We start from the raw sequence: 22,282 nt of genomic DNA, 5'->3' as shown, positions 1-22,282 counted from the left end.
TTTTGATGCTTCATCTCAAACTCACGGACGATCGCGATTTCTGTAGGAGCCGGCCTGCTGGCGAAAGCGGTAGGCCAGATACGGGTGTATCGCTTACCCCACGCATTCGCCAGCAAGCTGGCTCCCACCATGACGAGTCGCGCACTTAGAAATTATTTTCAAAACCCTATGAGGTAAACCCTGCTGGCATCCGTGTAGTGAGAATCAGATTCGTTCCGACGAACGATCCTTCACCACTCGACACCTCAGGTGCCTCCGTTCATGACAGCTCAATCCGGTTTTCGTGTGTCCGCCTTGCCCGCCTTTCGTCCCGCCGTGCTGGGGGCATGTTCGGTCACGGCGTTGCTGTGTTCCCTTGGCCTGAACACCCTGGCCAGCGCTGAAGAAATGCAGCTGGACGCGGTCAACATCGACGCCACTTCCCAGGCCGAAGTCAGCGAAACCGAACACAGCCGAACGAGCTATCAGGCGCGCAAGGCCTCGGTTGCGACTCGTACCGAAACCCCGCTGGTGGAAGTGCCGCAAACCGTGAACGTGGTCACCAACCGGGTGATCGAAGACCGTCAGCCGAACAGCCTCGACGAAGCGATCAACGCGGTCAGCGGCGTGAAGCAGGGCAACACCCTGGGCGGCACTCAGGACGCCATTCAGAAGCGCGGCTTCGGCACCAACCGTGACAACTCGATCATGCGCGACGGCATGCAGTCGGTGCAGGCGCGTAACTTCACGCCGACCACCGAGCGCATCGAAGTGCTGAAAGGCCCGTCCTCGATGCTCTACGGCGTGCAGGACCCCGGCGGCGTGATCAACGTCGTCACCAAGAAACCGCAGTTGGTCGATGCTCGTTCCATTTCCGCGTTCGGCAGCAGCTTCGGTGGGGGCGGCGAGCAGATCGACCTGACCGGCCCGATCGGCACCAAAGGCCTGGCGTACCGCGTCATCGCCGACAAGCAGAACTACGATTACTGGCGCAATTTCGGCAGCATCGATCAGTCGGTGATCGCGCCGTCGCTGGCCTGGTACGGCGACGACACCACGGTCTCGGCGGCCTACGAACACATGGAATATTCGGTGCCGTTCGATCGGGGCACGCAGATCAACACCAAGACCGGCAAGGTGCTGGACATCCCGCGCAACCGCCGTCTGGACGAGCCGTTCAACGTCACCACCGGCCGCTCCGATTCGCTGGATCTGCGCATGGACCATCGCCTCAACGACACCTGGACCTTGCGCACCGGCTACGCCTACAGCCGCAATTATTACAACGACTACCAGTCGCGTTTCATCTCGGCCAACTACACCACCGGCGCCGTCACCCGACGTGGCGATGCCACCCGCGATGCCGTGCAGTTCGCCCACACCGCCACCGTCAACATGCTGGGCAACCTGTACTGGGGAGACGTGCGCCATGAGCTGCTGTTCGGTGCCGATTACATGAAAAACGACCGCGAACTGGGCGACCTGTTTCGCAGCGCCAACAAGGTCGATTTCAACTACAACACGCCGGTCTATGGCGTGACCCCGCAGCCAAGCGTGGCCAGCGCGCCCAACAGCGATCAGACCGATCACCTGCGCACCCACGCCTTCTTCGTGCAAGACGCCGTGCACCTGAACGATCAGTGGATTGTCCAGGCCGGTCTGCGCTATGACGCCTTCGATGAAATGACCGGCAAAGGCCGTCCGTTCGTGGTCGGTGCCGACGTGAAAGACAGCAAGGTCGTGCCCCGCGTGGGCCTGGTCTACCTGATCCAGCCGGACTGGTCGGTGTACGGCAGCTACACCGAATCGTTCCGCCCGAACACCTCGATTGCCGCGCCGATTGGCGACCTGCCGCCGGAAGAGGGCAAGTCCTATGAAATCGGCACCAAGTTCCAGAACGATGCCATCACCGCCACCGTCGCACTGTTCAACATCAACAAGAAAAATGTGCAGACCAGCGAGCCCTGCGGCACTGAAACCTGTACGCGGGTCTCGGGCGAGGTACGCTCCCGCGGACTGGAAGCCGACATCACCGGCCAGATCAACGAATTCTGGAGCCTCACCGGCAGCTACGCCTACACCGACACCCAAGTCCTGGAAGACCCGAACCTCAAGGGCGAGCCGCTGGACGGGGTGTCCAGACACACCGGCGCCCTCTACCTGACCCGCGACTTCGGCCACGTCGGCATCGGCAACCTGCGCGCAGGCACCGGCGCACGTTTCGCCAGCCGCTGGGGCGTCAACGACGGCGCAGGCACCGAATACCACCTGCCGTCCTCGAAAGTCGCCGACGCCTTCGTCTCCTACAAAATGAAGCTCGACGAACGCGACCTGACCCTGCAACTCAACCTGAAAAACATGTTCGACGAGAAGTACTACACCTCCGCCAGCGGCCTCGGCTCACCGGCCATTTCCATTGGCGAGCCACGGCAGTTGGTGGCGCGGGCCAAGTTGGAGTTTTGAGGCGAAGGCATACGATCAGCTACACATCTTGGCTATAAGGCTTGTGCACCACCGAACTTGATAGCCTTCAACACTATTCGATGAATCCTACGTGACGCCTGTCCTGCGGCTGACTTCGGATTTGCCCTCGCATTGTTAATTTTCCTGCCGGTTTTCTTCGCGGCAGGATTAGCAATGATGAATGACGGCACGGGACAGGTGAGGCCGGCGGTATTGAACTGTGAAACTGGGCTGGGCCAAGCGCTGATCGCGATGTTTCGGTCTTTGGACAGTGAATTGAGATTTGAACATTCGCCGCCCGGATCGCTCATCGTCGTGGTTTTCGGAGGGTGTGCGGTACATCTGTACACGAGCCATCGAGTCTCGACCGATGTTGATGCGGAGTTTGTCGATGTAGCCATTCCCTCCAGCGTCAACTTGCGTGAGCTATTGGCTGCGCTGCCTGAAGTGTTTCAGGAGGAGGGCAGTGGTCGTGTCATAGAACTGACTTACGACCTCAATTTCAGCGCATGCCTTGGCCCTTTGCATGAGGATTATCTCGAACGCGGCGTTCCACTCGCCTCATTCGGCGCCGACGCCCCGTTACAGGTCTTGATCGCCTCGCCGGTCGATGTCGCGATTTCCAAACTGGGTCGTGGCACCGATCAAGACATCCGAGATATATCTGCTCTGCTTCGTACAGGGTTCATCCTCGCCTCGGATTTCGAGCGCTTGGCGCTGGAGGCGATTGATTGCTATGTTGGCAATCATGAACCCCCGACCTCGATCCTCAGGAACATCCTGGAGGATTATCTGGAGACTCACGATGGCGAATGCTGCTGATCGCCACATTCTTTCTCAAGCGTTGGACGCCTTGAGCCGCAGTCCGCTGAGCGAGGCTGATGACGGCGCGTTGATCCGTGCCGCGCTCGAGATCTGGTACGAACATTCAAGCCTTGAGTCGGAACTTCGGTTGTTCCTCTCAGATTGCCCTGATGAGGTTAGAGTGCGCAGAGCCGGGTATTTGATGGAGAGAATGACGCGTTTCACGTGCCTTAGCGACGAGCGGGCGTCCGAAGCGTTGTATTCGTTGAGGTTGTTGCTGAACAGCTATCGCAGCCAGCACGAGGTCCACCGTCAACCAAAGGGGCGATTGCGCGATCGGCGCGATGAACTGGCCGCCTCTTGGGGGTTGAGCGAGGGACTTGGATTGAAGGTCCAAATCTTGTTGCCTTACCAAACCCGTCATTACGCGGGCACTCGCTCGACTGCATTCAAGTAATCACGAGCCCTGCACTTGCGTTATTCCAGTGCGTGTCCGCCCCACCTTTGTTAAATTCCCCTTCGGCGCACGCCTTCTCCGGGCGGTGCCTGTCCCCAGCGTTGAATCCGGAATCGTTCATGCCGAAGAAATCAGGCAGGTCGGTGGACCTTGTGTCGTCGTCCGAGCCGAAGAAAGCCTCCAGCCTTACGTTGATCGATGTGGCCAAGGTTGCGGGTGTGTCGCCCATGACGGTGTCGCGGGCGTTGCATCGGCCTGACCTGGTGAGCGAGGACACCCGCGAAAAAGTGCGCGAAGCGGTGCGCAAGACCGGGTATGTGCCGAACATGCTGGCGGGTGGTCTGGCCAGCAACAAGAGCCGGCTGGTGGCGATTTTCCTGCCGACGATTGCCAACTCGATCTTCGCCGACACGGTGCAGGCGTTGATGGACCGGCTGACCCAGGCCGGTTATCAGACGCTGCTGGGCTTGACCGGTTATGACGCGGAACAGGAAGAAAAACTGCTGGAAGCGGTGCTGGGCAGGCGCCCCGACGGCATCGTGCTGACCGGCACGCTGCACACCGAATCCAGCCGCACGCGCCTAGCGCAGGCGGGGATTCCCGTGGTCGAGGCGTGGGACTTGAGTGAAGACCCCATCGACATGCTGGTGGGCTTTTCCCATGAAAAAGTGGGGGAGGACACCGCCCGGCACCTGCTGCAAAAAGGCTACAGGCGCTTCTCCGTCGTGGCCATCGGCGACCCTCGCGGGTTGCGCCGTTGCCACAGCCTGATCGCCGCACTCAATCAACACGGTATCGACGATGTGCCGATGGAAGTCCTCGCGCCGCCTGCCACGCTGCAAGTCGGGCGGGAAGGGCTGGCGAACCTGCTGGATCGCGGCGTCGCCACGGATGTGGTGGTGTGCAGCTCGGACACCGTCGCCCAAGGTGTCCTGGCGGAAGCGGCCAGTCGCGGCCTGCGGGTGCCGGAAGACCTGGCGGTCATGGGCTTTGGCGATTTGAGCAGCGCGGCGCAGGTCTATCCCGCGTTGTCCACCGTGCGCGTCGATGGCAATCGCATCGGGTTGCAGGTCGCCCAGGCCTTGCTCGACCGCTTTCAGGAACACACCTCCAGCGCCACCCCCGTCCGCGTCGACACCGGCTTTACCCTGATCGACCGCGCCAGTACCTGAACCCCGTTTTTCGATTGTCCGACAAACGTACTGTTGAATGATTGCGCAATCAGTGTAAGATCCGGCTCATGGTGATCGCCTGTTCGAGGCGGATCACTTTTTTTATCGGCTGAAATGATTGCGCAATCATGAAAGTCACTATCACCGGATTTTGCAGACAAATCAGGGGCGCTTGCCAATGCTCACACAACAACAAAACGTCACGTCTTCCGATAACGACCAGATCGCATGGGTCAAGGTGTCTTCGGTATTCCTGCCGCTGGCCAACCCCATCAGCGACGCCAAGGTGCTGACCGGACGGCAGAAGCCGATGACCGAGATCGCCATCCTGGTGGCCGAGATCGAGACCACCGACGGCCATCGCGGTATGGGGTTCAGTTACTCGAAGCGGGCAGGCGGCCCCGGCCAGTTTGCCCACGCCAAGGAAATCGCCCCGGCGCTGATCGGCGAGAACCCCAGCGACATCGCCAAGCTGTGGACCAAACTCTGCTGGGCCGGGGCGTCGGTGGGGCGTAGCGGTTTGTCGACCCAGGCCATCGGTGCCTTCGACGTGGCGCTGTGGGACCTGAAAGCCAAGCGCGCCAACCTGTCGCTGGCGCGTTTGCTGGGCGCCCATCGCGATTCGGTGCGTTGCTACAACACCTCGGGCGGCTTCCTGCACACGCCGCTGGAGCAACTGCTGCACAACACCGACATATCGCGGGAGAAGGGCATCGGCGGGATCAAGCTCAAGGTCGGCCAGCCGGATTGCGCCATCGACCTGCACCGCGTGGCCACAGTTCGCAAGCACCTTGGCGATGACTTCCCGCTGATGGTCGACGCCAATCAGCAGTGGGATCGCCCGACCGCACAGCGCATGTGCCGCCGCTTCGAAGAATTCAACCTGATCTGGATCGAAGAGCCGCTGGACTGCTACGACGCCGAAGGCCACGCCGCCCTGGCGCAGCAGTTCGACACGCCCATCGCCACCGGGGAAATGCTCACCAGCGTCGCCGAACACGCCGAGTTCATCAACAAACGTGGCGCCGATTTCCTGATGCCGGACGCGCCTCGGGTCGGCGGCATCACGCCGTACCTCAAGGTCGCGGGCATGGCCGAACAGGCGGGGCTGATGCTTGCGCCGCACTTCGCGATGGAGCTGCACGTGCACCTCGCGGCGGCCTACCCGACGGAGCCGTGGGTCGAGCATTTCGAATGGATGGAGCCGCTGTTCAACGAGCGTCTGGAGACCCGCAACGGGCGGATGCTGGTGCCGACCCGTCCGGGCCTCGGGCTGTCGTTGAGTGAACAGGTCAATGCCTGGACCGCGCAAACCGCCGAGGTCGGTTCCCGCCCCTGATTCATCAGCGAACACCGTGTGTGCATGACCGGGAGCGCCTCCCCACGGGGCGCTCTTGTGGCCGATCTATAACAACAAAATGAGGGCTTTCATGTGGAACATTCCAACACCGCCAGCGCGGCCGCTTCGGCTGCGGGTGCTGCAACCGCCGTGCGCAGCAAAGTGCGTTTCGGCATCCTCGCGATGCTGTTCATCGTCACCGCGATCAACGTCGGCGACCGCGCCACGCTGTCGATCACAGGCTCCGCACTGACTGAAGTGCTGGGCATCAACTCCGTCACCCTGGGCTACATGTTCTCGGCGTTCGCCTGGGCCTATGTGCTCGGGCAGTTGCCAGGCGGCTGGCTGCTCGACAAGTTCGGCTCGGTGCGCGTCTACGGGCTGTCGTTGTTTCTCTGGTCCACCATCACCGTCGCGCAGGGCATGATCGGCTTCTTCTCGGTGCCGGTCGCCATTGGCACGTTGTTCGTGCTGCGCTTTTTGCTGGGGCTGATCGAGGCGCCGGTCTATCCCGCCAACAGCCGCATTGTTGCGGCATGGTTTCCGTTGCAGGAACGCGGACTGGCGACGGTGATCTTCAACTCGTCGATGTACATGTCGGTGGTGCTGCTGGCGCCGGCCATGGGTTTCATCGCCCATCGCTACGGCTGGGAGCACGTGTACTGGTTCATGGGCGGGCTGGGGATCGTGGTCAGCCTGATCTGGTTCAAGTTCGTGAAAACCCCGACCGAACACCCCTCGGTCAACCGCGCCGAACTGGAGCACCTGCGTGAAGGCGGCGCTCAGGTGGACATGGACAAACCGAAGGAAAAGGGCGCGTTCGTGCCCCGTTTTTCGGACCTGAAAGTGCTGTTGAAAAGCCCGATGATGTGGTCGATTTATTTGGGCAAATACTGCGACACCTCACTGCAGTATTTCTTCCTGACGTGGTTTCCGGTGTACCTGGTGAAAGGACGCGGGCTGAACATCATGGAAGCGGGCGCTATTGCGGCGATCCCCGGCATCTGCGGCCTGCTCGGCGCGTTGTGCGGCGGGGCGGTGTGCGATTACCTGATCCGCAAGGGTTTCTCGCTGTCGGTGGCGCGCAAGATTCCGCTGGTGTGCGGCATGACCATGGGCGCGACGCTGGTGTTCTGCAACTTCACCGAATCGATGTGGGTCGTGACGATCCTGATGTCGCTGGCGATCTTCGGCAAAGGCGTGGTCGCGGTGGACTGGACGCTGGTGTCCGACACCTCGCCCAAGGAAATCACCGGGATGGCGGGCGGCTTGTTTAACATGTTCGGCAACCTGTCGGGCATCTTCACCCCGATCGTGATCGGCTACATCGTGCAGTCCACCGGCTCGTTCTCCGGAGCGATGTACGTGGTGGCGGCGCATGCATTGGTGGGTGCGCTGGCGTTCTTGAGCATGGGGCGTTTGCAGCGGTTGGTGTTGCAACGACCGGTGGGTTGATGACAAATAGTCTGACCTGACAGGGTCTGCCTCTGGCCGAAGGCCGTAGATACCGTCTTGCCCATCACCGGGCAAGCGCAATTTCTGCGTCGAACGGCTTGCCCGATTTCAGCACGCCATAGACCAGATGCAGCAGCTTTCGCATTGCTGCACAGATGATCTCTTTTGGGGCTTTCCCATTGGCGCGCATCCGGGTCTTTAGCTCTCGCAACACCGCGTTGTGCTTTAGGCCAGCCATGCCTGGCATGTAAAGCCCGGCGCGCAGCCTTTTCGAGCCGGTTTTGGATATATGGGTCGGGCCTACCGACTCTCCCGAGCTAGCACAACGTGGGTCCAGGCCCGCAAAGGCAACGATAGATTTGGGGCCCTTGTAATCCAATGGGTCGCCGAGTTCGGCCAGGATCAGCGCTGCGGTCGTATCCCCCAGCCCGTCGATGGTCACGATCAGATCGCGCTTCTGGCGCAGGTCAGGATCGTCGTCAATATTGTCTTTGATCGCTTTCCTGGTCTCGTCGATCTGTTGCTTGACGTGGCTGATCACCGACTCGATCGACGCTTTGACCTTGTCTTCGGCGACATCCAGACGATTGCTTTCCATCTGCTGAATTTCCTGCAAATCTTCCAGTCGACGCACCAACGCGCGCAAGCGCCGACGTGGCGCGGGCTCCGGCACCCACTCGCGCAGTCTGGTGTGCTTGTCTTGCGCATAGCGGGCGATCAGCTTTGCATCGGCCTTGTCGGTTTTGACCCGGCGCAGCTCATCCTTGCCGTACTGGTGGAGGATCGCAGGGTTGACGATGCACACCCGGTATCCGTGAGCGTGAAGGCAATCAGCAACGCCCTGGTGGTAGACGCTGGTGGCTTCCATCACGACCCAGGCATGGGGCTCGGAGTGGGTGGTAAGCCAGTCGAGCAGCACCTGATAACCCTTGGGATTATTGGCCAGCCTGGCTTTGGTCCTGAACTTCCCGTTATCCAGCGGGGTGGCGATATCAAATGAGTTTTTGGCGATATCGATGCCAACAAAAGCAGACATGGCGCTCTCCAGAGTCGATTGCACACGATCATCGCGTCACCCGGTCCTGCCTTGTACATGCGTGCTCACGCCGAAGGCGCGCACTGGATACCGTTCGGACTTTTCGAGTGAGGTTGGAGAACCGGAGCTCTATCTACTTTGTAAGCTCTGAGGCCTTAGGAGCTGAACAGCTTCCCGGCTCTCCCTCGATGATCAGTCGAGAACTATGGCGCGATGAAACGCCAGAGTCGAGATACAAGGAGCTGGCTTGCCTGCGATCTGCCGGGGACCGGCAGCAAAATGGGGATATTCAGTGTGCGAGGCAGATGGGGTTGTAGGGTTTGCTGCCGCTTCGCGCCAGATCGCAGGCAAGCCAGCTCCCACGGCCTGCGGCCAGAATCACATCGTATGGAGTTCAAAATAGGTGTTTGAGCGGAATCAGGAAACCGACTGAGCCCCACGCCACTGCTTCGGACTCACCCCAAACCAGCGCTTGAACGCTCGCGAGAAGGCGCTGGTTTCAGAGTAGCCCAGCAGCGAGGCGAGTTGGGTGACGCTGAGGCTTTGCTGCTTGAGGTGGGCGAGGGCGGTTTCCTGGCGGATCTGGTCCACCAGTTGAGTGAAGCTCAAACCGTGGTCGCGCAGTTTGCGTTGCAGCGCCCATTCCGACAGGCCCAGATTGTGGGCGATCTCGTCAAGGGCAGGCTCACCCAAGTGCAGGGTGGCGAGGATGGTCTGTCGGGCGCGTTCCAGCAGCGTGGTTTCGCTGCCGTTGTCTCCCAGTTGGCGAATCGCGTCCTTGATCAACATCAGCAGAATCGGATCGCTGCCGGGCATCGTCTTGCCGATCAATTCTGATTTGGGAATCAGCAGCGAATTGCAGCCTTGGGCGAACTGCACGTCGGCGTGAAACACGTCGCGGTGTTCGTGCCAGTCCTGCGGCCTTGCGTGTTCGAAGGCCACTTGCCGAGGCGCCCAGTCAGGCCCCAACACATGGCGCACCAGGTTCAACGCCATGCCCATGGTTAGCTCGGCGTCCTGGCGACGTTCGTGAATTGCGCCATGCCGCACCTGATAATCGAAGCGGTAACACTCGCCCTGATCCACCAGCTCGATCAGCGTGCTGTGTTGGTGAAAGGGGAAGGCCTCGGAAAAGTTGATCAGCGCGGCTTCCAGCGTCGGCGAACACAGCCCGATGTAGCCCAGCAAACCCAACGCCTGTGGCTGGAACTGCTGGCCATAGCGCAGGCCGAAATTGTCGCAGCCCGTTTGCCGAGCCGCTTCCTCCAGCACCTTGCAATAGTTGGTGAGGGGCAGGCTGAGGGTCGGGTGCAGCAGTTGTTCGGGGTCGATGCCGGAGCGGCCGAACACCCGATCCAGATCACCGCCATGCTGCACGATGAACCCGTCCAGACCGTTGGCGGCAGCCGACAACACCCCGCGATTGCTGGCGGGGGAGGTGTTCGGCGTGGCCTGCGGAATGAGGGTCTGAAGCATGGACGTGAGCGGCCTTCAGGGTCTGTATGAATTTCATTCAAGCAAATGTCGTACCTTGTTACGGATGAATGCCAATACCTTTAGCAATCCGCTGACGAACCTGTAGGAGTGAGCTCGCTCGCGATAGCTATCGGACGAACGCTAAAGGTGCATTGGATGTACCGACGTCATCGCGAGCAAGCTCACTCCTACTCAGGTGTAACGGGTTGAGAATCGATGCGCTGCTCAGTAGCTGCTACCCATCGACCCACCCCAATGGGTACTGAGGTGCCACCCAACCCCGTCAAACATGACCCGAGATAAAGCAAACCGCGCTCAACGCGCGCCAGCATGGCGCATCCCGTGCCAATAGCCGGAAAACTTGACCGCACACGACAAACCGCGCGCTGCAGGGTCAAGCCTTGGCCGCAAACCTGTGGCTATGCTCGACGTCAGGCAAATTCCGTCGATTGGCTACCGGGGTGCACGCACATGACTGTTACACAACTCAAACCGACATTGGGAACCCTGCACCTGTGGGGATTGGCCGTGGGCCTGGTGATTTCCGGCGAGTATTTCGGCTGGAGCTACGGCTGGGGCACCGCTGGCACCCTGGGGTTTCTGGTCACCACGCTGATGGTGGCGGTGATGTACACCTGTTTCATTTTCAGCTTCACTGAACTGACCACCGCAATCCCGAACGCGGGCGGCCCGTTCGCCTACAGCCTGCGGGCGTTCGGCGTGACCGGCGGGATGATCGCGGGCCTCGCGACGTTGATCGAATTCGTTTTCGCGCCCCCGGCCATCGCCATGGCCATCGGTGCCTACCTCAACGTGCAATACCCGTCGCTGGACCCGAGAGTCGCGGCCATCGGCGCGTACATCGTGTTCATGACCCTGAACATCCTCGGCGTCAGCATCGCCGCTACCTTTGAGCTGGTGGTGACGGTGCTGGCCGTCGCCGAGTTGCTGGTGTTCATGGGCGTCGTCGCGCCAGGCTTCAGCTTCAGCAACTTCGTGCTGGGCGGCTGGGCCGGTTCCGACACGTTCAGCCTGCCCGCGATCAGCGGCATCTTCGCGGCGATCCCGTTCGCGATCTGGTTCTTCCTCGCCATCGAAGGCGCCGCCATGGCCGCCGAAGAAGCCAAGGACCCGAAGCGCACCATCCCTCGCGCTTACGTGGCGGGCATTCTGACGCTGGTGGTGCTGGCGATTGGCGTGATGATCTTCGCCGGTGGCGTGGGCGACTGGCGCGCACTGTCGAACATCAACGACCCGTTGCCTCAGGCGATGAAAGCCGTGGTCGGCAACAACTCCAACTGGATGCACATGCTGGTGTGGATCGGCCTGTTCGGTCTGGTGGCAAGCTTCCACGGCATCATTCTGGGCTACTCCCGTCAGTTCTTCGCCCTGGCCCGCGCAGGTTTCCTGCCAGCGAGCCTGGCCAAATTGTCACGTTTCCAGACGCCACACCGTGCCATTCTGGCGGGCGGCGTGATCGGGATTCTGGCGATCCTCAGCGACGGTCTGGTCAATCTGCAAGGCATGACCCTGACCGCGGCGATGATCACCATGTCGGTGTTTGGCGCTATTGTGATGTACATCGTCAGCATGCTCAGCCTGTTCAAACTGCGTCGTAGCGAGCCGAACCTCGAACGCAGTTTCCGGGCGCCGGGCTACCCCATCGTGCCGGGCATTGCGCTGGTGCTGGCGGTGGTCTGTCTGATCGCGATGGTGTGGTTCAATCTGGTCATCTGCGGCATCTTCATCGGCTTGATGGCCGTGGGTGCGCTGTTCTGCAAAGTGGTGCGTGGCCGTGGCGCCGTGGTCGCGGTCGCGGGTTAATCCGTTCGGTAGTGAGAGAGGAAGCGGGCGATGAGTTTTTCCCACAGCATCGGTGGCATGGTCTGGCGTTTCGACAGCCTGCGGGAGCTCATGGCCAAGGCCAGCCCCGCACGCTCCGGCGACTTCCTGGCCGAAGTCGCCGCCACCAGCGATGCCGAGCGCGCGGCGGCGCAAATGGCCCTGGCCGACGTGCCGCTCAAGCGCTTCCTCAACGAAGCGTTGATCCCTTACGAACAGGACGAAGTGACCCGGCTGATCGTGGACACTCACGATCTGGCGGCCTTCTCGACAGTCAGTCACCTGACCGTCGGCAGCTTTCGTGACTGGCTGTTGGGGGACGACGCCACCGAGGCCAGCCTCAAGGCGCTGGCGCCGGGGCTGACACCGGAAATGGTCGCGGCGGTGTCGAAGATCATGCGCGTGCAGGACTTGGTGCTGGTGTCGCAGAAGATCCGCGTCGTCACCCGTTTCCGCAACACCGTGGGCCTGCGCGGGCGGATGTCGACCCGCTTGCAGCCCAACCATCCGACGGACGATCCGGCCGGCATCGCCGCCAGCGTCCTCGACGGCCTGCTGTACGGCAACGGCGACGCCATGATCGGCATCAACCCGGCCACCGACAGCATCAGCGCCATCACCGAATTGCTGAAAATGCTCGACGGCGTGATCCGTCACTACGAGATTCCCACCCAGTCCTGCGTGCTGACCCACGTTACCTCATCGGTGGCGGCGATTGAAAAAGGCGTGCCGCTGGACCTGGTGTTTCAGTCCATCGCGGGCACCGAAGCGGCCAACAGCGGCTTCGGCATCAGCCTGGAAATCCTGCGCGAAGGCTACGAAGCGGGGCTGAGTTTGAAGCGCGGGACGCTGGGCAATAACTTGATGTATTTCGAGACCGGGCAAGGCAGCGCGCTGTCGGCCAACGCACACCATGGCGTCGATCAGCAGACCTGCGAGACCCGCGCCTACGCCGTGGCCCGGCATTTCAACCCGTTTCTGGTCAACACCGTGGTCGGCTTCATCGGCCCGGAATACCTGTACAACGGCAAGCAAATCATTCGCGCCGGGCTTGAAGACCACTTCTGCGGCAAGCTGCTGGGCGTGCCGATGGGCTGCGACATTTGCTACACCAACCACGCCGAAGCCGATCAGGACGACATGGACGTGCTGCTGACGCTGCTCGGGGTCGCCGGGATCAACTTCATCATGGGCATTCCCGGCTCCGACGACGTGATGCTCAACTACCAGACCACCTCGTTCCACGACGCGCTGTACGCACGCAAGACCATTGGCTTGCGCCCGGCGCCGGAGTTCGAGGCATGGCTGACGCGCATGGACATCCTGCGTCAGGACGACAACAGCGTCCGGTTGGGGCAGGGCGTGCCGCCGCTGTTTCGCAAGGCGCTGGCGCAGTTGCAGTGAGGACGTTTGGCCATGAGTGACGACCACAACAAGACACCTGCCCAGGCCGACGCCTGGCAGCAGTTACGCTCGCTGACCTCGGCGCGGATTGCCTTGGGGCACGCCGGGACCAGCCTGCCGACGGCGGCACAGCTGGATTTTCAGTTTGCCCACGCCCAGGCCCGCGATGCCGTGCATTTGCCCTTCGATCACGCGGCGTTGAGCGAGCAGTTGAACGGGCGCCAGCGGGAAACCTTGACCGTGCACAGCTCGGCGCAAGACCGGAACATCTACCTGCAACGGCCGGATTTGGGGCGGCGCTTGTCGACGGATTCGGTGGAGCAGTTGCGTGGGTATGCCGAGGCGCACCCGAAGGGGTTCGATCTGGCGGTGGTGGTGGCCGATGGGCTGTCGTCGCTGGCCGTGCAACGTCACAGCCCGGCCATGCTGGCGCGGATTGATGAACTGGCGGCGGCTGAGGGATGGAGCCTCGCGCCTGTGGTGTTGGTGGAACAGGGGCGCGTGGCCGTGGCTGATGAAGTCGCCGAACTGCTCAAGGCGCGGATGGTGGTGATCCTTATCGGCGAACGCCCCGGCCTCAGCTCACCCGACAGCCTGGGCCTGTATTTCACCTACGCGCCCCGGGTCGGTCTGAACGACGCGGCGCGCAACTGCATCTCCAATGTGCGGCTGGAAGGCATGAGCTACGCCATGGCCGCGCACAAGTTGCTGTACCTCATGCGCGAGGCCTGGCGCCGGCAATTGTCCGGGGTGAAATTGAAAGATGACGCGCAAGTGCCGGTGCTGGAAGGCAGCGAAGCCGGACGGCCGGGGAATTTTTTGATTGGCGGGTGATGCCGAACACATGATCCGAACACACCGCCATTCATTGTAGGAGCCGGCTTGCTGGCGAAGGCGGAGTGTCAGTCACCCAACGCAGTGCAGACCTGCCGCATTCGCCAGCAAGCCGGCTCCTACAGAGGGATTGGGACACTCACGATCACCGCTGCAACACCCATATCCGCGACAGCAACTCATCCCGGTCCACATAACACCCCTGAAAATGCCGCGCCCCGCTCTTGGGGTCGAAGGCGTCACGGGCGTGGAGGGTGCGGCGGTTGTCGAAGCACCACAGCTGTCCAGCCTCCAGTCGTTGGCGAAACTGAAACCGGGCCTCGCGGGTCATCTCGATGAAGCGCCTGTAGGCTCGATAATACGGCTGCATCAGCGCAGGCTCGATGTCAAACGGCCCGCGCAGAAAATTCGCCATGCGCACCTCCGACACCTCCCCACAAGCGTCCAGCGCGATGACCGGGGCCAGGCAGCGGTAATCGCTGCGCCGGTCCTTGTTGCGAAACTCCACGGGCACCTCACACAGTAATCGATACGCCTCCGGGTCTTCCATCCGCAGGGCCTCGGCCACCGCGAAGCCATCGACGAAACGGCTGTCACCCCCTTGGGCGTCGTTCACCAGGCAATGCAGAAACTGCAAACCCGGCTGCAATTCCCGCGTTGGCAAATCCGTGTGCAGCGGCAGGTTGAAGGCGGTGTAGGCGTTGCTGTCCGCGTCGGCCTTGGATTGCACGTTGAACAACACCCCAAAGTTGCTTTCGCGAATGAACGAAATCCGTCGCGCCAACGGGCTCAATGAGCCAGGTTCGGTGGGCACGCCGCGCACCTGAGTCAGCCCGATATCGCGCACCGCCAGCAGCCAGTCGAGCAGGGCGTTGTCGTCTTCCATCACTGCCGTATAGTCGAACACCGGCAATTCGAGTCCGGCGACCCAGCGCTGTTTGCACGATCGTTTCGCTTCCCGTTCCGCGCGGGAGTAATCGTCATAGGCATGGGCACGCAGCCAGCCAGGGTCGAAGCGGCTTTCATGGCCGTCCTGCCACACCACCCTCAGGGCGCCGAGTTCATCGATATCGGCGGCGCGCACGCCAAGGTCGAGCGGCACGTCGGCGATTTCGAACACCTGCTCACGGGTAACGCTGTACACGCACGCCTCGCAGGGACAGTTATCCCGCAGCCACAGCAGGTGAAAGGGGCTGCGACGCTGGTCAGCCCACAGCACTTCAATCAGCTCGGGCGTGGCGGTGACGCTGAGCAGCGGGCTGATCAGCGGGTAGGTGCGGTAGTCGGCGATGGCGTTCATGGACGAGGCTCCTTGGGCATGATGGGGCGAGGTTCAGGGCGTGGCGGGTTGTTCCGAGGCGAGGTGGGTGGGCGCGAGGATGACCCGGACGGCGTACACAGTGCCGATCAGAATCAGCACCAGCCCGAGCATTTCGGCCATGCTCGGCAAGCGACCGTGGAACGCCAGACCGAGCAGGCTGGCGAACAGCGATTCCAGTGCGATCAATTGCCCGGAGAGCACCATCGGCAGGCGTCGCGAGGCGACGTTCCAGGCCCCGGCGCCGATCACCGACGACAGCAGCGCGATCAACGCGGCCCAGCCGTACAGGTGCAGGGCGTCGGGGGTGGTCGCGCCAAGAACCGGAAGACGCAACAGGTTCGCAGCCCACGCCAATGGGGTGAGCGCGACAGCAGCAAGCCCTGCGCCAATGGTCATCAGGCAGGTCCACGCTGCCGTCGCCTGAGTGTGCAAATGCACCATCGCCGCTTGATTCACCGCGCTGAACGACAGCCACAACAGCACCGCTCCGAAGGAAAAGGCCAGGCCGAGCCCCAACTGCGTCGGACCGCTGGCGGATTCGTTCAACAGATTCAGATTGATCGCTACCAACCCGAGGCACAGCACCGTCACCGGCACGGCCAACTGACCCCAGCGCAGCGAACGCTGTGTCGCATTGCCAAGCAAGGCCTGCAACACCGGCACGGCACCGATGAACGCGGCGATCAGCAACGGCCCGCCGTAGATCACTCCACCCGCGATGCAACTGCTGTAGCCCAAATACCCCACCACACCGAGGCCCATGCCGGTCAGCCACTGCCGAGGGCGCAGGCCCCGCAGCTGGGCGCGGTAGAACGGCAGCACACAAACGCCGATCAGCCCGGCCATCATGAAACGCACGAGCATGAAGTCCTGAATGCTGTAGCCCTGCAACACGTACGGCGAGATGAAATTGCTCGCCCAGCACAGCGTCGCCAGCACGGCGAAGGCGACGCCTTGGAGGAGGGTGGAGCGTGATGTGGGCATGGAAGCTCCTGTCGATGAAGGTCGCGTTTCTGCCGAAGGCGTAGGAGCTGGCTTGCCTGCGATCTGCCGGGCACCGGCAGTAAATCATGCGCATGCGGAGTGTCAGGCAAATCGGAGTCGCCAGATTTTGCTGTCGCTTCGCAACAGATCGCAGGCAAGCCAGCTCCTACGCCTTCGGCAGAAGCAGGCAGCGCTCCTACGGCCTTCGGCCAGAAGCGGGCACGCGTAAGTCCTGTTGAGCGCCATCTTGCCGATCCACCCCGCTGTGCTACAAATGATGTCTTCGTCGCGATGTATTACCTGAAATTATGAATAAGCTCGGCAAATCCCTCCCGCCACTGGCCAGTCTGTTGCCCTTTGAGGCGGCGGCTCGGCTGTTGAGTTTTTCCCGTGCTGCCGAGGAGCTTAACCTCACTCAAGCGGCGGTCAGTCGGCAGATTCGGGCGCTGGAAGATGACCTCGGCATCGCCCTGTTTCAGCGCCGCAATCGGGCGGTGTTTCTGACCGATGCGGGACGCGAGCTCAACCTCACGCTGGGTAATGCATTGCGCGACGTCGCCAGCACCTCGGACCGGCTGCGCGGGGTGGCGGGGAAGAATGAAGTGGTGTTGCTGTGTCAGCCCTGCGAGGCGTTTCACTGGTTGATGCCGAGGCTGTCGAATTTCCATCAGCAGTACCCGGAAATCGAACTGAAAATGGTCACCTGGGCCAATCCACTGACCGACTTTCAGGGCTATTTCGACGTGGCGATGCAGAGCAGCAACCGCGACCACGGCCTGCACCCGTTGCTGTTCACGGCGGCCGATGAAGTCTTTCCCGTGTGCAGCCCCGCCTATGCGAACGGGCGAATGCTGCCCATCGCTCTCGACGATCTGCACGGCCACACGCTGCTGCACCACGATGCGCAGCCGGTCTATCAACTGGAATGGGACACCTGGCTGGCGACGTTCGGCGTTGACGTGCCGCAACAGGCGAGGGGGCTGGCGTTCGACAGCTACTCGCTGATGCTGCATGCGGCGGTCGAAGGGCATGGCCTGGCGATGGGTTGGCGACGCACGTCACAGCGCATGCTCGACAGCGGCGCCCTGATCGCGCCGTTCACCCAGAGCGTGCACCTGGACAACGCGCTGTCGGTCTACCGCCGCCACGGTCAGGCGCGCCGTGAGGAGGCGAGCCTGTTGGTGGCGTGGCTGAAGGCCGAATTGCGGTAGGGAAGGTCAAGCCCCGGTGAGCATCAGGTCGAGGTTCTGCACCGCCGCCCCGGCCGCCCCTTTGCCCAAATTGTCGAAGACCGCCGCCAGCATCACGTGCCCGGCGTTTTCGAAGACCATCAGGCGCAATTTATCGGTGCCATTCAGCGCCCGTGGGTCCAGCCCGGACAGCGCTTTCGCCTCGTCCATGCCCATCACCTCGACAAACCCGCTGCCTGCGTAATGCTGCGCGAGGCACGCGTGCAGCGCTGCGCCATCCACACCCGGCGCCAACAAACGCACTTGCAGGGCAATGGTCAGCACGATGCCCTGGCGAAAAGAGCCATAGGCTGGAATGAACACGGGCCGCTCGGACAACCCGCTGTACTGCTGAATTTCCGGTACGTGTTTGTGTGCCAGGCTCAGTCCGTAAATCTGGAACGGAGTGGCTTGGGCGGCATCTTGCCCTTCGAACTCCTCGACCCCGGCGCGCCCTTTGCCGGAATACCCCGACACCGCGTTGATCGTGATCGGGTAGTCGCGTGGCACCAGACCCGCGTCCAGCAGCGGCCGTAACAGGCCTACCGCGCCGGTGGGGTAGCAACCCGGATTGCTCACCCGCTTGGCCGAGGCGATGGCGGCCTGTTGCTCCGCGCTGATCTGTGCAAAGCCATACACCCACTCCGGGTCGGTGCGGTGCGCGGAGCTGGCGTCGATCACCCGCACGTTCGGGTTCTCGATGCTGGCAGCGGCGGCGCGGGCGGCGTCGTCCGGCAGGCACAGAATGGCGATGTCACAGGTGTTGAGCGCGGCCAGGCGGCTTTGCGGATGCTTGCGCTGCTCGGCAGGCAAAGTGACGAGGGTCAGGTCGGTGCGCCCCTGCAGCCGCTGGTGAATCTGCAAGCCGGTGGTGCCTTGGTCGCCGTCGATGAAAACCACAGGAAGGGTCATGTCGGTGTCTCGCTGAATGCCGTTGATGGCAATCATCTTCCGACAGGGCGTAGGATAGGAGAAGTTGAATTTTATGATGCTGATCGTCAGCTTTTCTGAAGGATACATACCCCATGCGCGAAATCAGCCTCGACCGTTTGCGCACCTTGGTAGCGATTGCCGATCACGGCTCGTTTGCCGAGGCGGCGCGGGTGTTGAACCTGGCGCCGCCAACGGTCAGCCTGCACATCGCCGACCTGGAAGCGCGGGTAGGCGGCGCGTTGCTCTCGCGGACCCGAGGCAAGGTGCAGCCGTCGGCCATCGGTGAAACCCTGATCGAACGGGCGCGGCGTCTGCTGGCCGATGCTGAACAGGCGCTCGAAGACGTCGAACGTCAGGTGTTGGGACTGGCGGGCCGCGTACGGCTGGGGGCGTCCACCGGGGTGATCGCGCAGTTGATCCCTCAGGCGCTGGAAACCCTCGGCCTCCGACATGGGGGCATCGACGTGCAAGTCGCTGTGCTGACGTCGCAGCAGACCCTGCACAAACTCACCGATGGCAGCCTCGACATCGGCGTGATCGCGTTGCCGCAACCGCCCGTCAAAGGCCTGCGCATCACGCCGTGGCGGCGGGACCCGGTCATGGCGTTTTTGCCCGCGCGTTGGGACAGTCCCGAGGTGATCACGCCGTCGTGGCTGGCCGGGCAGGCGCTGATTCTCAACGACCCCTCGACCCGGCTCTCGCGCCAAGTGGGGGAATGGTTCGCCAATGAAGGACCGCAGCCGACGCCGCGCATTCAGCTCAATTACAACGACGCGATCAAGAGCCTGGTGGCGGCAGGTTACGGCGCGACGTTGCTGCCCCACGAAGCGTCCACGCCGTTGCCGGACAGTCGCGTTGTCATGCGTCCGTTGCAACCGCCGTTGTCGCGGGAATTGGGCATCGCGCACCGGGCTGGGGAGGTGGAGCGTTCGACCGGGCATGTGCTGGAGGTGCTGTGGGGGTTGCAGGCGTGGTAGTGATGGCGGGTTTGCGAGAGAGAGGTTTGTCGGCGGCGATGCCTGAAGCGGTCATCGCCATCGACAGGTGCTGTTACGTGTACAGACGCGCGTCAGCGGGTGTTAGCGTGGGTGGCATTCGCCGTCGTTCCACGCGGCTTTGTCCAGAGGGGTCAGCCCCGGAATCACGAACGCGCTGCAGGCGAACTTGCGGCCGCGCGCGGTGGTGGCGTCGTAAGTCAGTTTTTGTCCGCCGAGGGCGTTCTGCTTGGCGTACTGAATGTTAGTGACGGTGATCTCATCCGAGGACGCCAGGCCCAGGGTTTTCGCCGTCGCGGTCTGCACTTCGGTCATGTTGACCTGCGCAGAACCACACGCCGACAACAGCACACTCATCGCCGCGATCATTACGGCGCGCAATTTCCATGTAGTCATTTTCACTCTCCATCCCAAATAAAGTTCAGGCACGGGCGCGCCTGAAATATCTACCGTGTTGTTCTTGATTTTGTTGAAAACCGACAGGGTTAAGCGCTCCGGCAGCTGTCGAGGCAGAGACGATAGGGGCATTGAGAGGGCTTCGCAACATTGAAGGGATCCAATAGCGTGACGCTGTTCTCATTTCTGAAACGGCTACTAGCACGTTGCCAGTAATTGTGATCGTTCGGATCGGCGCTGCTGAACCTCTGCTGACAGGCCGATTCGTGGAGCAGCAAAGCGTCTGAAACGCTGCTTTAATGAGCGCTCATTGCAGCGCCGTCGCGCCGGTGGGTTCAGGTTCGGTGGCTATTCGACCATTGCTGAGGAAGTGCACAGATGACCCGTCTCACTGCCAAGGATTTCGCCCCCGAGTTGCTGGAGCTGTATGACTTCTACGTCCACGGCAAAATCAATCGCCGTGAGTTTCTCGACCGCGCGGCGGTCTTCACGCTGGGCGGCCTGACCGCCACGTCCATCCTTGCTTCGTTGACCCCCAATTACGCGCTCGCCGAGCAGGTGGCGTTCACCGACCCCGACATCGTGGCCGAGTACATCACGTACCCGTCGCCCAAGGGCAATGGCCAGGTGCGGGCCTATCTGGTGCGACCGGCGAAGGCGTCGGCCAAGGTGCCAGCGGTGTTGGTGGTGCATGAAAACCGGGGCTTGAACCCGTATATCGAGGACGTGGCGCGGCGGGTCGCGAAGGCGGGTTTCGTGGCGCTGGCACCGGACGGGTTGTCGTCGGTGGGCGGCTATCCCGGCAACGATGACATGGGGCGGGACCTGCAGTCGAAGGTCGATCCGGAAAAACTGATGAATGATTTCTTCGCGGGGATCGAGTGGTTGATGGGGCATCACGCGACGACGGGCAAGGTGGGGATCACCGGGTTCTGTTACGGCGGCGGGGTGGCGAACGCGGCGGCGGTGGCGTATCCGGAGTTGTCGGCGGCGGTGCCGTTTTATGGGCGGCAGCCGAAGGCGGAGGAGGTGAGTCGGATCAAGGCGCCGCTGTTGTTGCATTACGCGGAGTTGGATAAGCCGATTACGGATGGCTGGCCGGCGTATGAGCAGGCGTTGAAGGCGGCGGGGAGGACGTATGAGGCGCATATTTACAAGGGTGCGAATCATGGTTTTCACAATGATTCGACGCCTCGGTATGACGAGGCGGCGGCGAAGCTGGCGTGGGATCGGACGGTGGCGTGGTTTAACAAGTATTTGGTGTGAGCGACATCGGTTCTGCCTGGGGGCAGAAGGTTTCGCCTTCGGCGAGTTACTTGGAAAAGTCGGATTGCCGCACCACCCCCAAGTAACCAAGGGTGCCTGCTCCTGGTTTGGCCCTGACTTCGTCAGGGTTCCCTCACTCCGGCGACGCTCCGTGGGCCCGCGCCGAACGGACATCCATGTCCTTGCGGCGCTCTCGCGGCATCCATGCCGCTCGGCCCACTCCGCGCCGCCTGCGTTCGGCCTGCACCCAAGTCGCGTTCTGCGGCGTCTGAACCGTCGCGTAAGAAAAGCTCTTTTGGCTGGAGCTAACGCTCTTCGCGGATTCGGAGAATTTTCTGGCACACCTCGATTCCCCTGTGGGAGCGAATTTATTCGCGAATGGCCGGTACAGCCGCCACATCTCCACCGCCAGATCCATTTTTTCTTCGGAATGCCGCCCACAATGGGGGCTGCTGTGTGGCCTGCGACTGAGGGTGTTCTGATTGATATGTTCTTCAAACTTCCGCTCATCACAAAACAACACTTCCGCCGCTGTTACGTGTATCCTGCGCAACTTGTCGCCAAGTGCTCTAGAAACGATGTATACAATTTTTCTGTCACTTCTATGGCGTCAATGATTTGAAAGTTGCCGGAGCCGGTCGTCTGTCTTTGGATCCCTGTTCGGTAATCACTGCTACATTGAACTGTAACTAACCTGTGGTGTTGGCAGGTTCGCCCGCGACACTGTTAATCCCCAATAAGTTCAACGCTTTACATTCAAATGTGGACTGGCGCACACTCTATCCCTGTCCTGAAGCCCCCGCTGTATGGGTGATGGCGCAATGCCAAACCTTACATTGACCCTTCTTTTCGATAAAAGTTTAATCATCGCGTAAGTTGTTAAAAGTGTTATAAAAC

At 61.6% G+C, this 22,282-nt stretch carries 18 protein-coding genes; 12 read left to right on the top strand and 6 right to left on the bottom strand.

Annotated elements, in window-relative coordinates; genetic code table 11:
* The first annotated feature begins 315 nt into the window (after positions 1–315).
* From AAEO81_RS20860 to AAEO81_RS20835, 6 genes are all read left to right on the top strand, one after another.
* Positions 316–2,442, top strand: a complete 2,127-nt coding sequence (locus tag AAEO81_RS20860) for a TonB-dependent siderophore receptor (RefSeq protein ID WP_341964584.1) — start codon at positions 316–318, stop codon at positions 2,440–2,442.
* Positions 2,443–2,616: 174 nt separating this feature from the next.
* Positions 2,617–3,264: a DUF6036 family nucleotidyltransferase gene (locus AAEO81_RS20855; RefSeq protein WP_341958843.1), complete on the top strand. Its 648-nt coding sequence runs from the start codon at positions 2,617–2,619 to the stop codon at positions 3,262–3,264.
* Complete coding sequence (locus tag AAEO81_RS20850; protein WP_341958842.1) at positions 3,248–3,703, top strand: hypothetical protein; 456 nt, start codon at positions 3,248–3,250, stop codon at positions 3,701–3,703. The genes AAEO81_RS20855 and AAEO81_RS20850 overlap by 17 nt, the downstream gene beginning before the upstream one ends.
* 119 nt (positions 3,704–3,822) lie before the next feature.
* Positions 3,823–4,875: a LacI family DNA-binding transcriptional regulator gene (locus AAEO81_RS20845; protein WP_341958841.1), complete on the top strand. Its 1,053-nt coding sequence runs from the start codon at positions 3,823–3,825 to the stop codon at positions 4,873–4,875.
* Positions 4,876–5,053: 178 nt separating this feature from the next.
* Entirely contained in the window at positions 5,054–6,214 is a 1,161-nt protein-coding gene (locus AAEO81_RS20840) for a mandelate racemase/muconate lactonizing enzyme family protein (RefSeq protein ID WP_341958840.1), read from the top strand.
* A 183-nt stretch (positions 6,215–6,397) separates the two neighbouring features.
* Positions 6,398–7,669 carry an MFS transporter gene (locus AAEO81_RS20835; protein WP_341964583.1) on the top strand — a complete coding sequence of 424 codons (1,272 nt, stop codon included), beginning with the start codon at positions 6,398–6,400 and terminating at the stop codon, positions 7,667–7,669.
* Positions 7,670–7,733: 64 nt separating this feature from the next.
* Here the strand turns inward: AAEO81_RS20835 and AAEO81_RS20830 are convergent, their stop codons facing one another.
* Complete coding sequence (locus AAEO81_RS20830; RefSeq protein WP_341958838.1) at positions 7,734–8,705, bottom strand: IS110 family transposase; 972 nt, start codon at positions 8,703–8,705, stop codon at positions 7,734–7,736.
* A gap of 417 nt (positions 8,706–9,122) precedes the next feature.
* Complete coding sequence (locus AAEO81_RS20825) at positions 9,123–10,181, bottom strand: AraC family transcriptional regulator (protein WP_341958835.1); 1,059 nt, start codon at positions 10,179–10,181, stop codon at positions 9,123–9,125.
* 471 nt (positions 10,182–10,652) lie between these two features.
* Between AAEO81_RS20825 and eat the strand changes: the two genes are divergently transcribed.
* Genes eat through eutC form a run of 3 tightly spaced genes read left to right on the top strand, consistent with a single transcriptional unit; the run spans position 10,653 to position 14,261 of the window.
* The gene (gene eat / locus AAEO81_RS20820; RefSeq protein ID WP_341958834.1) at positions 10,653–12,005 is read left to right on the top strand and encodes an ethanolamine permease; all 1,353 of its coding nucleotides are present in this window, start codon (positions 10,653–10,655) and stop codon (positions 12,003–12,005) included.
* A gap of 30 nt (positions 12,006–12,035) precedes the next feature.
* Positions 12,036–13,427, top strand: a complete 1,392-nt coding sequence (locus AAEO81_RS20815) for an ethanolamine ammonia-lyase subunit EutB (RefSeq protein ID WP_341958833.1) — start codon at positions 12,036–12,038, stop codon at positions 13,425–13,427.
* Between the two features lie 12 nt (positions 13,428–13,439).
* The gene (eutC, locus tag AAEO81_RS20810) at positions 13,440–14,261 is read left to right on the top strand and encodes an ethanolamine ammonia-lyase subunit EutC (protein ID WP_341958831.1); all 822 of its coding nucleotides are present in this window, start codon (positions 13,440–13,442) and stop codon (positions 14,259–14,261) included.
* A 145-nt stretch (positions 14,262–14,406) separates the two neighbouring features.
* Here eutC and AAEO81_RS20805 read toward each other — a convergent pair whose 3' ends face one another.
* Both AAEO81_RS20805 and AAEO81_RS20800 read right to left on the bottom strand, forming a co-directional pair.
* Positions 14,407–15,561, bottom strand: coding sequence for a gamma-butyrobetaine dioxygenase (locus tag AAEO81_RS20805; protein ID WP_341958830.1), 1,155 nt, complete (start codon positions 15,559–15,561; stop codon positions 14,407–14,409).
* 33 nt (positions 15,562–15,594) lie between these two features.
* Positions 15,595–16,566: a DMT family transporter gene (locus tag AAEO81_RS20800; RefSeq protein WP_341958829.1), complete on the bottom strand. Its 972-nt coding sequence runs from the start codon at positions 16,564–16,566 to the stop codon at positions 15,595–15,597.
* A gap of 308 nt (positions 16,567–16,874) precedes the next feature.
* Here AAEO81_RS20800 and AAEO81_RS20795 point away from each other — a divergent pair, with 308 nt between their 5' ends.
* Positions 16,875–17,777, top strand: a complete 903-nt coding sequence (locus AAEO81_RS20795) for a LysR substrate-binding domain-containing protein (RefSeq protein ID WP_341958828.1) — start codon at positions 16,875–16,877, stop codon at positions 17,775–17,777.
* A 6-nt stretch (positions 17,778–17,783) separates the two neighbouring features.
* On the opposite strand, the gene argC is transcribed toward AAEO81_RS20795, so the two are convergent.
* Positions 17,784–18,707, bottom strand: coding sequence for an N-acetyl-gamma-glutamyl-phosphate reductase (gene argC, locus AAEO81_RS20790; RefSeq protein ID WP_341958827.1), 924 nt, complete (start codon positions 18,705–18,707; stop codon positions 17,784–17,786).
* A gap of 113 nt (positions 18,708–18,820) precedes the next feature.
* Here argC and AAEO81_RS20785 point away from each other — a divergent pair, with 113 nt between their 5' ends.
* Positions 18,821–19,705, top strand: coding sequence for a LysR family transcriptional regulator (locus AAEO81_RS20785; RefSeq protein ID WP_341958826.1), 885 nt, complete (start codon positions 18,821–18,823; stop codon positions 19,703–19,705).
* Between the two features lie 102 nt (positions 19,706–19,807).
* Here AAEO81_RS20785 and AAEO81_RS20780 read toward each other — a convergent pair whose 3' ends face one another.
* Positions 19,808–20,119: a hypothetical protein gene (locus tag AAEO81_RS20780; protein ID WP_341958825.1), complete on the bottom strand. Its 312-nt coding sequence runs from the start codon at positions 20,117–20,119 to the stop codon at positions 19,808–19,810.
* Between the two features lie 378 nt (positions 20,120–20,497).
* On the opposite strand from AAEO81_RS20780, the gene yghX reads away from it, so the two are divergent.
* Complete coding sequence (yghX, locus tag AAEO81_RS20775; protein WP_341958824.1) at positions 20,498–21,385, top strand: YghX family hydrolase; 888 nt, start codon at positions 20,498–20,500, stop codon at positions 21,383–21,385.
* The last annotated feature ends 897 nt before the right edge of the window (positions 21,386–22,282 follow it).

Origin of the sequence: Pseudomonas sp. RC10 (genome assembly GCF_038397775.1) — a bacterium.
GTDB classification, from domain to species: domain Bacteria; phylum Pseudomonadota; class Gammaproteobacteria; order Pseudomonadales; family Pseudomonadaceae; genus Aquipseudomonas; species Aquipseudomonas bambusae.
This window is presented reverse-complemented; position numbering and strand designations above follow the sequence as displayed.

Excerpts from the sequence above, each read along its gene's own strand:
- AAEO81_RS20800 (WP_341958829.1), bottom strand. The coding sequence starts at position 16,566 with ATGCCCACATCACGCTCCACCCTCCTCCAAGGCGTCGCCTTCGCCGTG.
- eutC (WP_341958831.1), top strand. The coding sequence starts at position 13,440 with ATGAGTGACGACCACAACAAGACACCTGCCCAGGCCGACGCCTGGCAG.
- AAEO81_RS20830 (WP_341958838.1), bottom strand. The coding sequence starts at position 8,705 with ATGTCTGCTTTTGTTGGCATCGATATCGCCAAAAACTCATTTGATATC.
- argC (WP_341958827.1), bottom strand. The coding sequence starts at position 18,707 with ATGACCCTTCCTGTGGTTTTCATCGACGGCGACCAAGGCACCACCGGC.
- AAEO81_RS20785 (WP_341958826.1), top strand. The coding sequence starts at position 18,821 with ATGCGCGAAATCAGCCTCGACCGTTTGCGCACCTTGGTAGCGATTGCC.
- AAEO81_RS20795 (WP_341958828.1), top strand. The coding sequence starts at position 16,875 with ATGAATAAGCTCGGCAAATCCCTCCCGCCACTGGCCAGTCTGTTGCCC.
- AAEO81_RS20815 (WP_341958833.1), top strand. The coding sequence starts at position 12,036 with ATGAGTTTTTCCCACAGCATCGGTGGCATGGTCTGGCGTTTCGACAGC.
- AAEO81_RS20825 (WP_341958835.1), bottom strand. The coding sequence starts at position 10,181 with ATGCTTCAGACCCTCATTCCGCAGGCCACGCCGAACACCTCCCCCGCC.
- AAEO81_RS20805 (WP_341958830.1), bottom strand. The coding sequence starts at position 15,561 with ATGAACGCCATCGCCGACTACCGCACCTACCCGCTGATCAGCCCGCTG.
- AAEO81_RS20840 (WP_341958840.1), top strand. The coding sequence starts at position 5,054 with ATGCTCACACAACAACAAAACGTCACGTCTTCCGATAACGACCAGATC.
- AAEO81_RS20835 (WP_341964583.1), top strand. The coding sequence starts at position 6,398 with ATGCTGTTCATCGTCACCGCGATCAACGTCGGCGACCGCGCCACGCTG.
- yghX (WP_341958824.1), top strand. The coding sequence starts at position 20,498 with ATGACCCGTCTCACTGCCAAGGATTTCGCCCCCGAGTTGCTGGAGCTG.
- AAEO81_RS20845 (WP_341958841.1), top strand. The coding sequence starts at position 3,823 with ATGCCGAAGAAATCAGGCAGGTCGGTGGACCTTGTGTCGTCGTCCGAG.
- AAEO81_RS20850 (WP_341958842.1), top strand. The coding sequence starts at position 3,248 with ATGGCGAATGCTGCTGATCGCCACATTCTTTCTCAAGCGTTGGACGCC.
- AAEO81_RS20855 (WP_341958843.1), top strand. The coding sequence starts at position 2,617 with ATGATGAATGACGGCACGGGACAGGTGAGGCCGGCGGTATTGAACTGT.
- AAEO81_RS20780 (WP_341958825.1), bottom strand. The coding sequence starts at position 20,119 with ATGACTACATGGAAATTGCGCGCCGTAATGATCGCGGCGATGAGTGTG.
- eat (WP_341958834.1), top strand. The coding sequence starts at position 10,653 with ATGACTGTTACACAACTCAAACCGACATTGGGAACCCTGCACCTGTGG.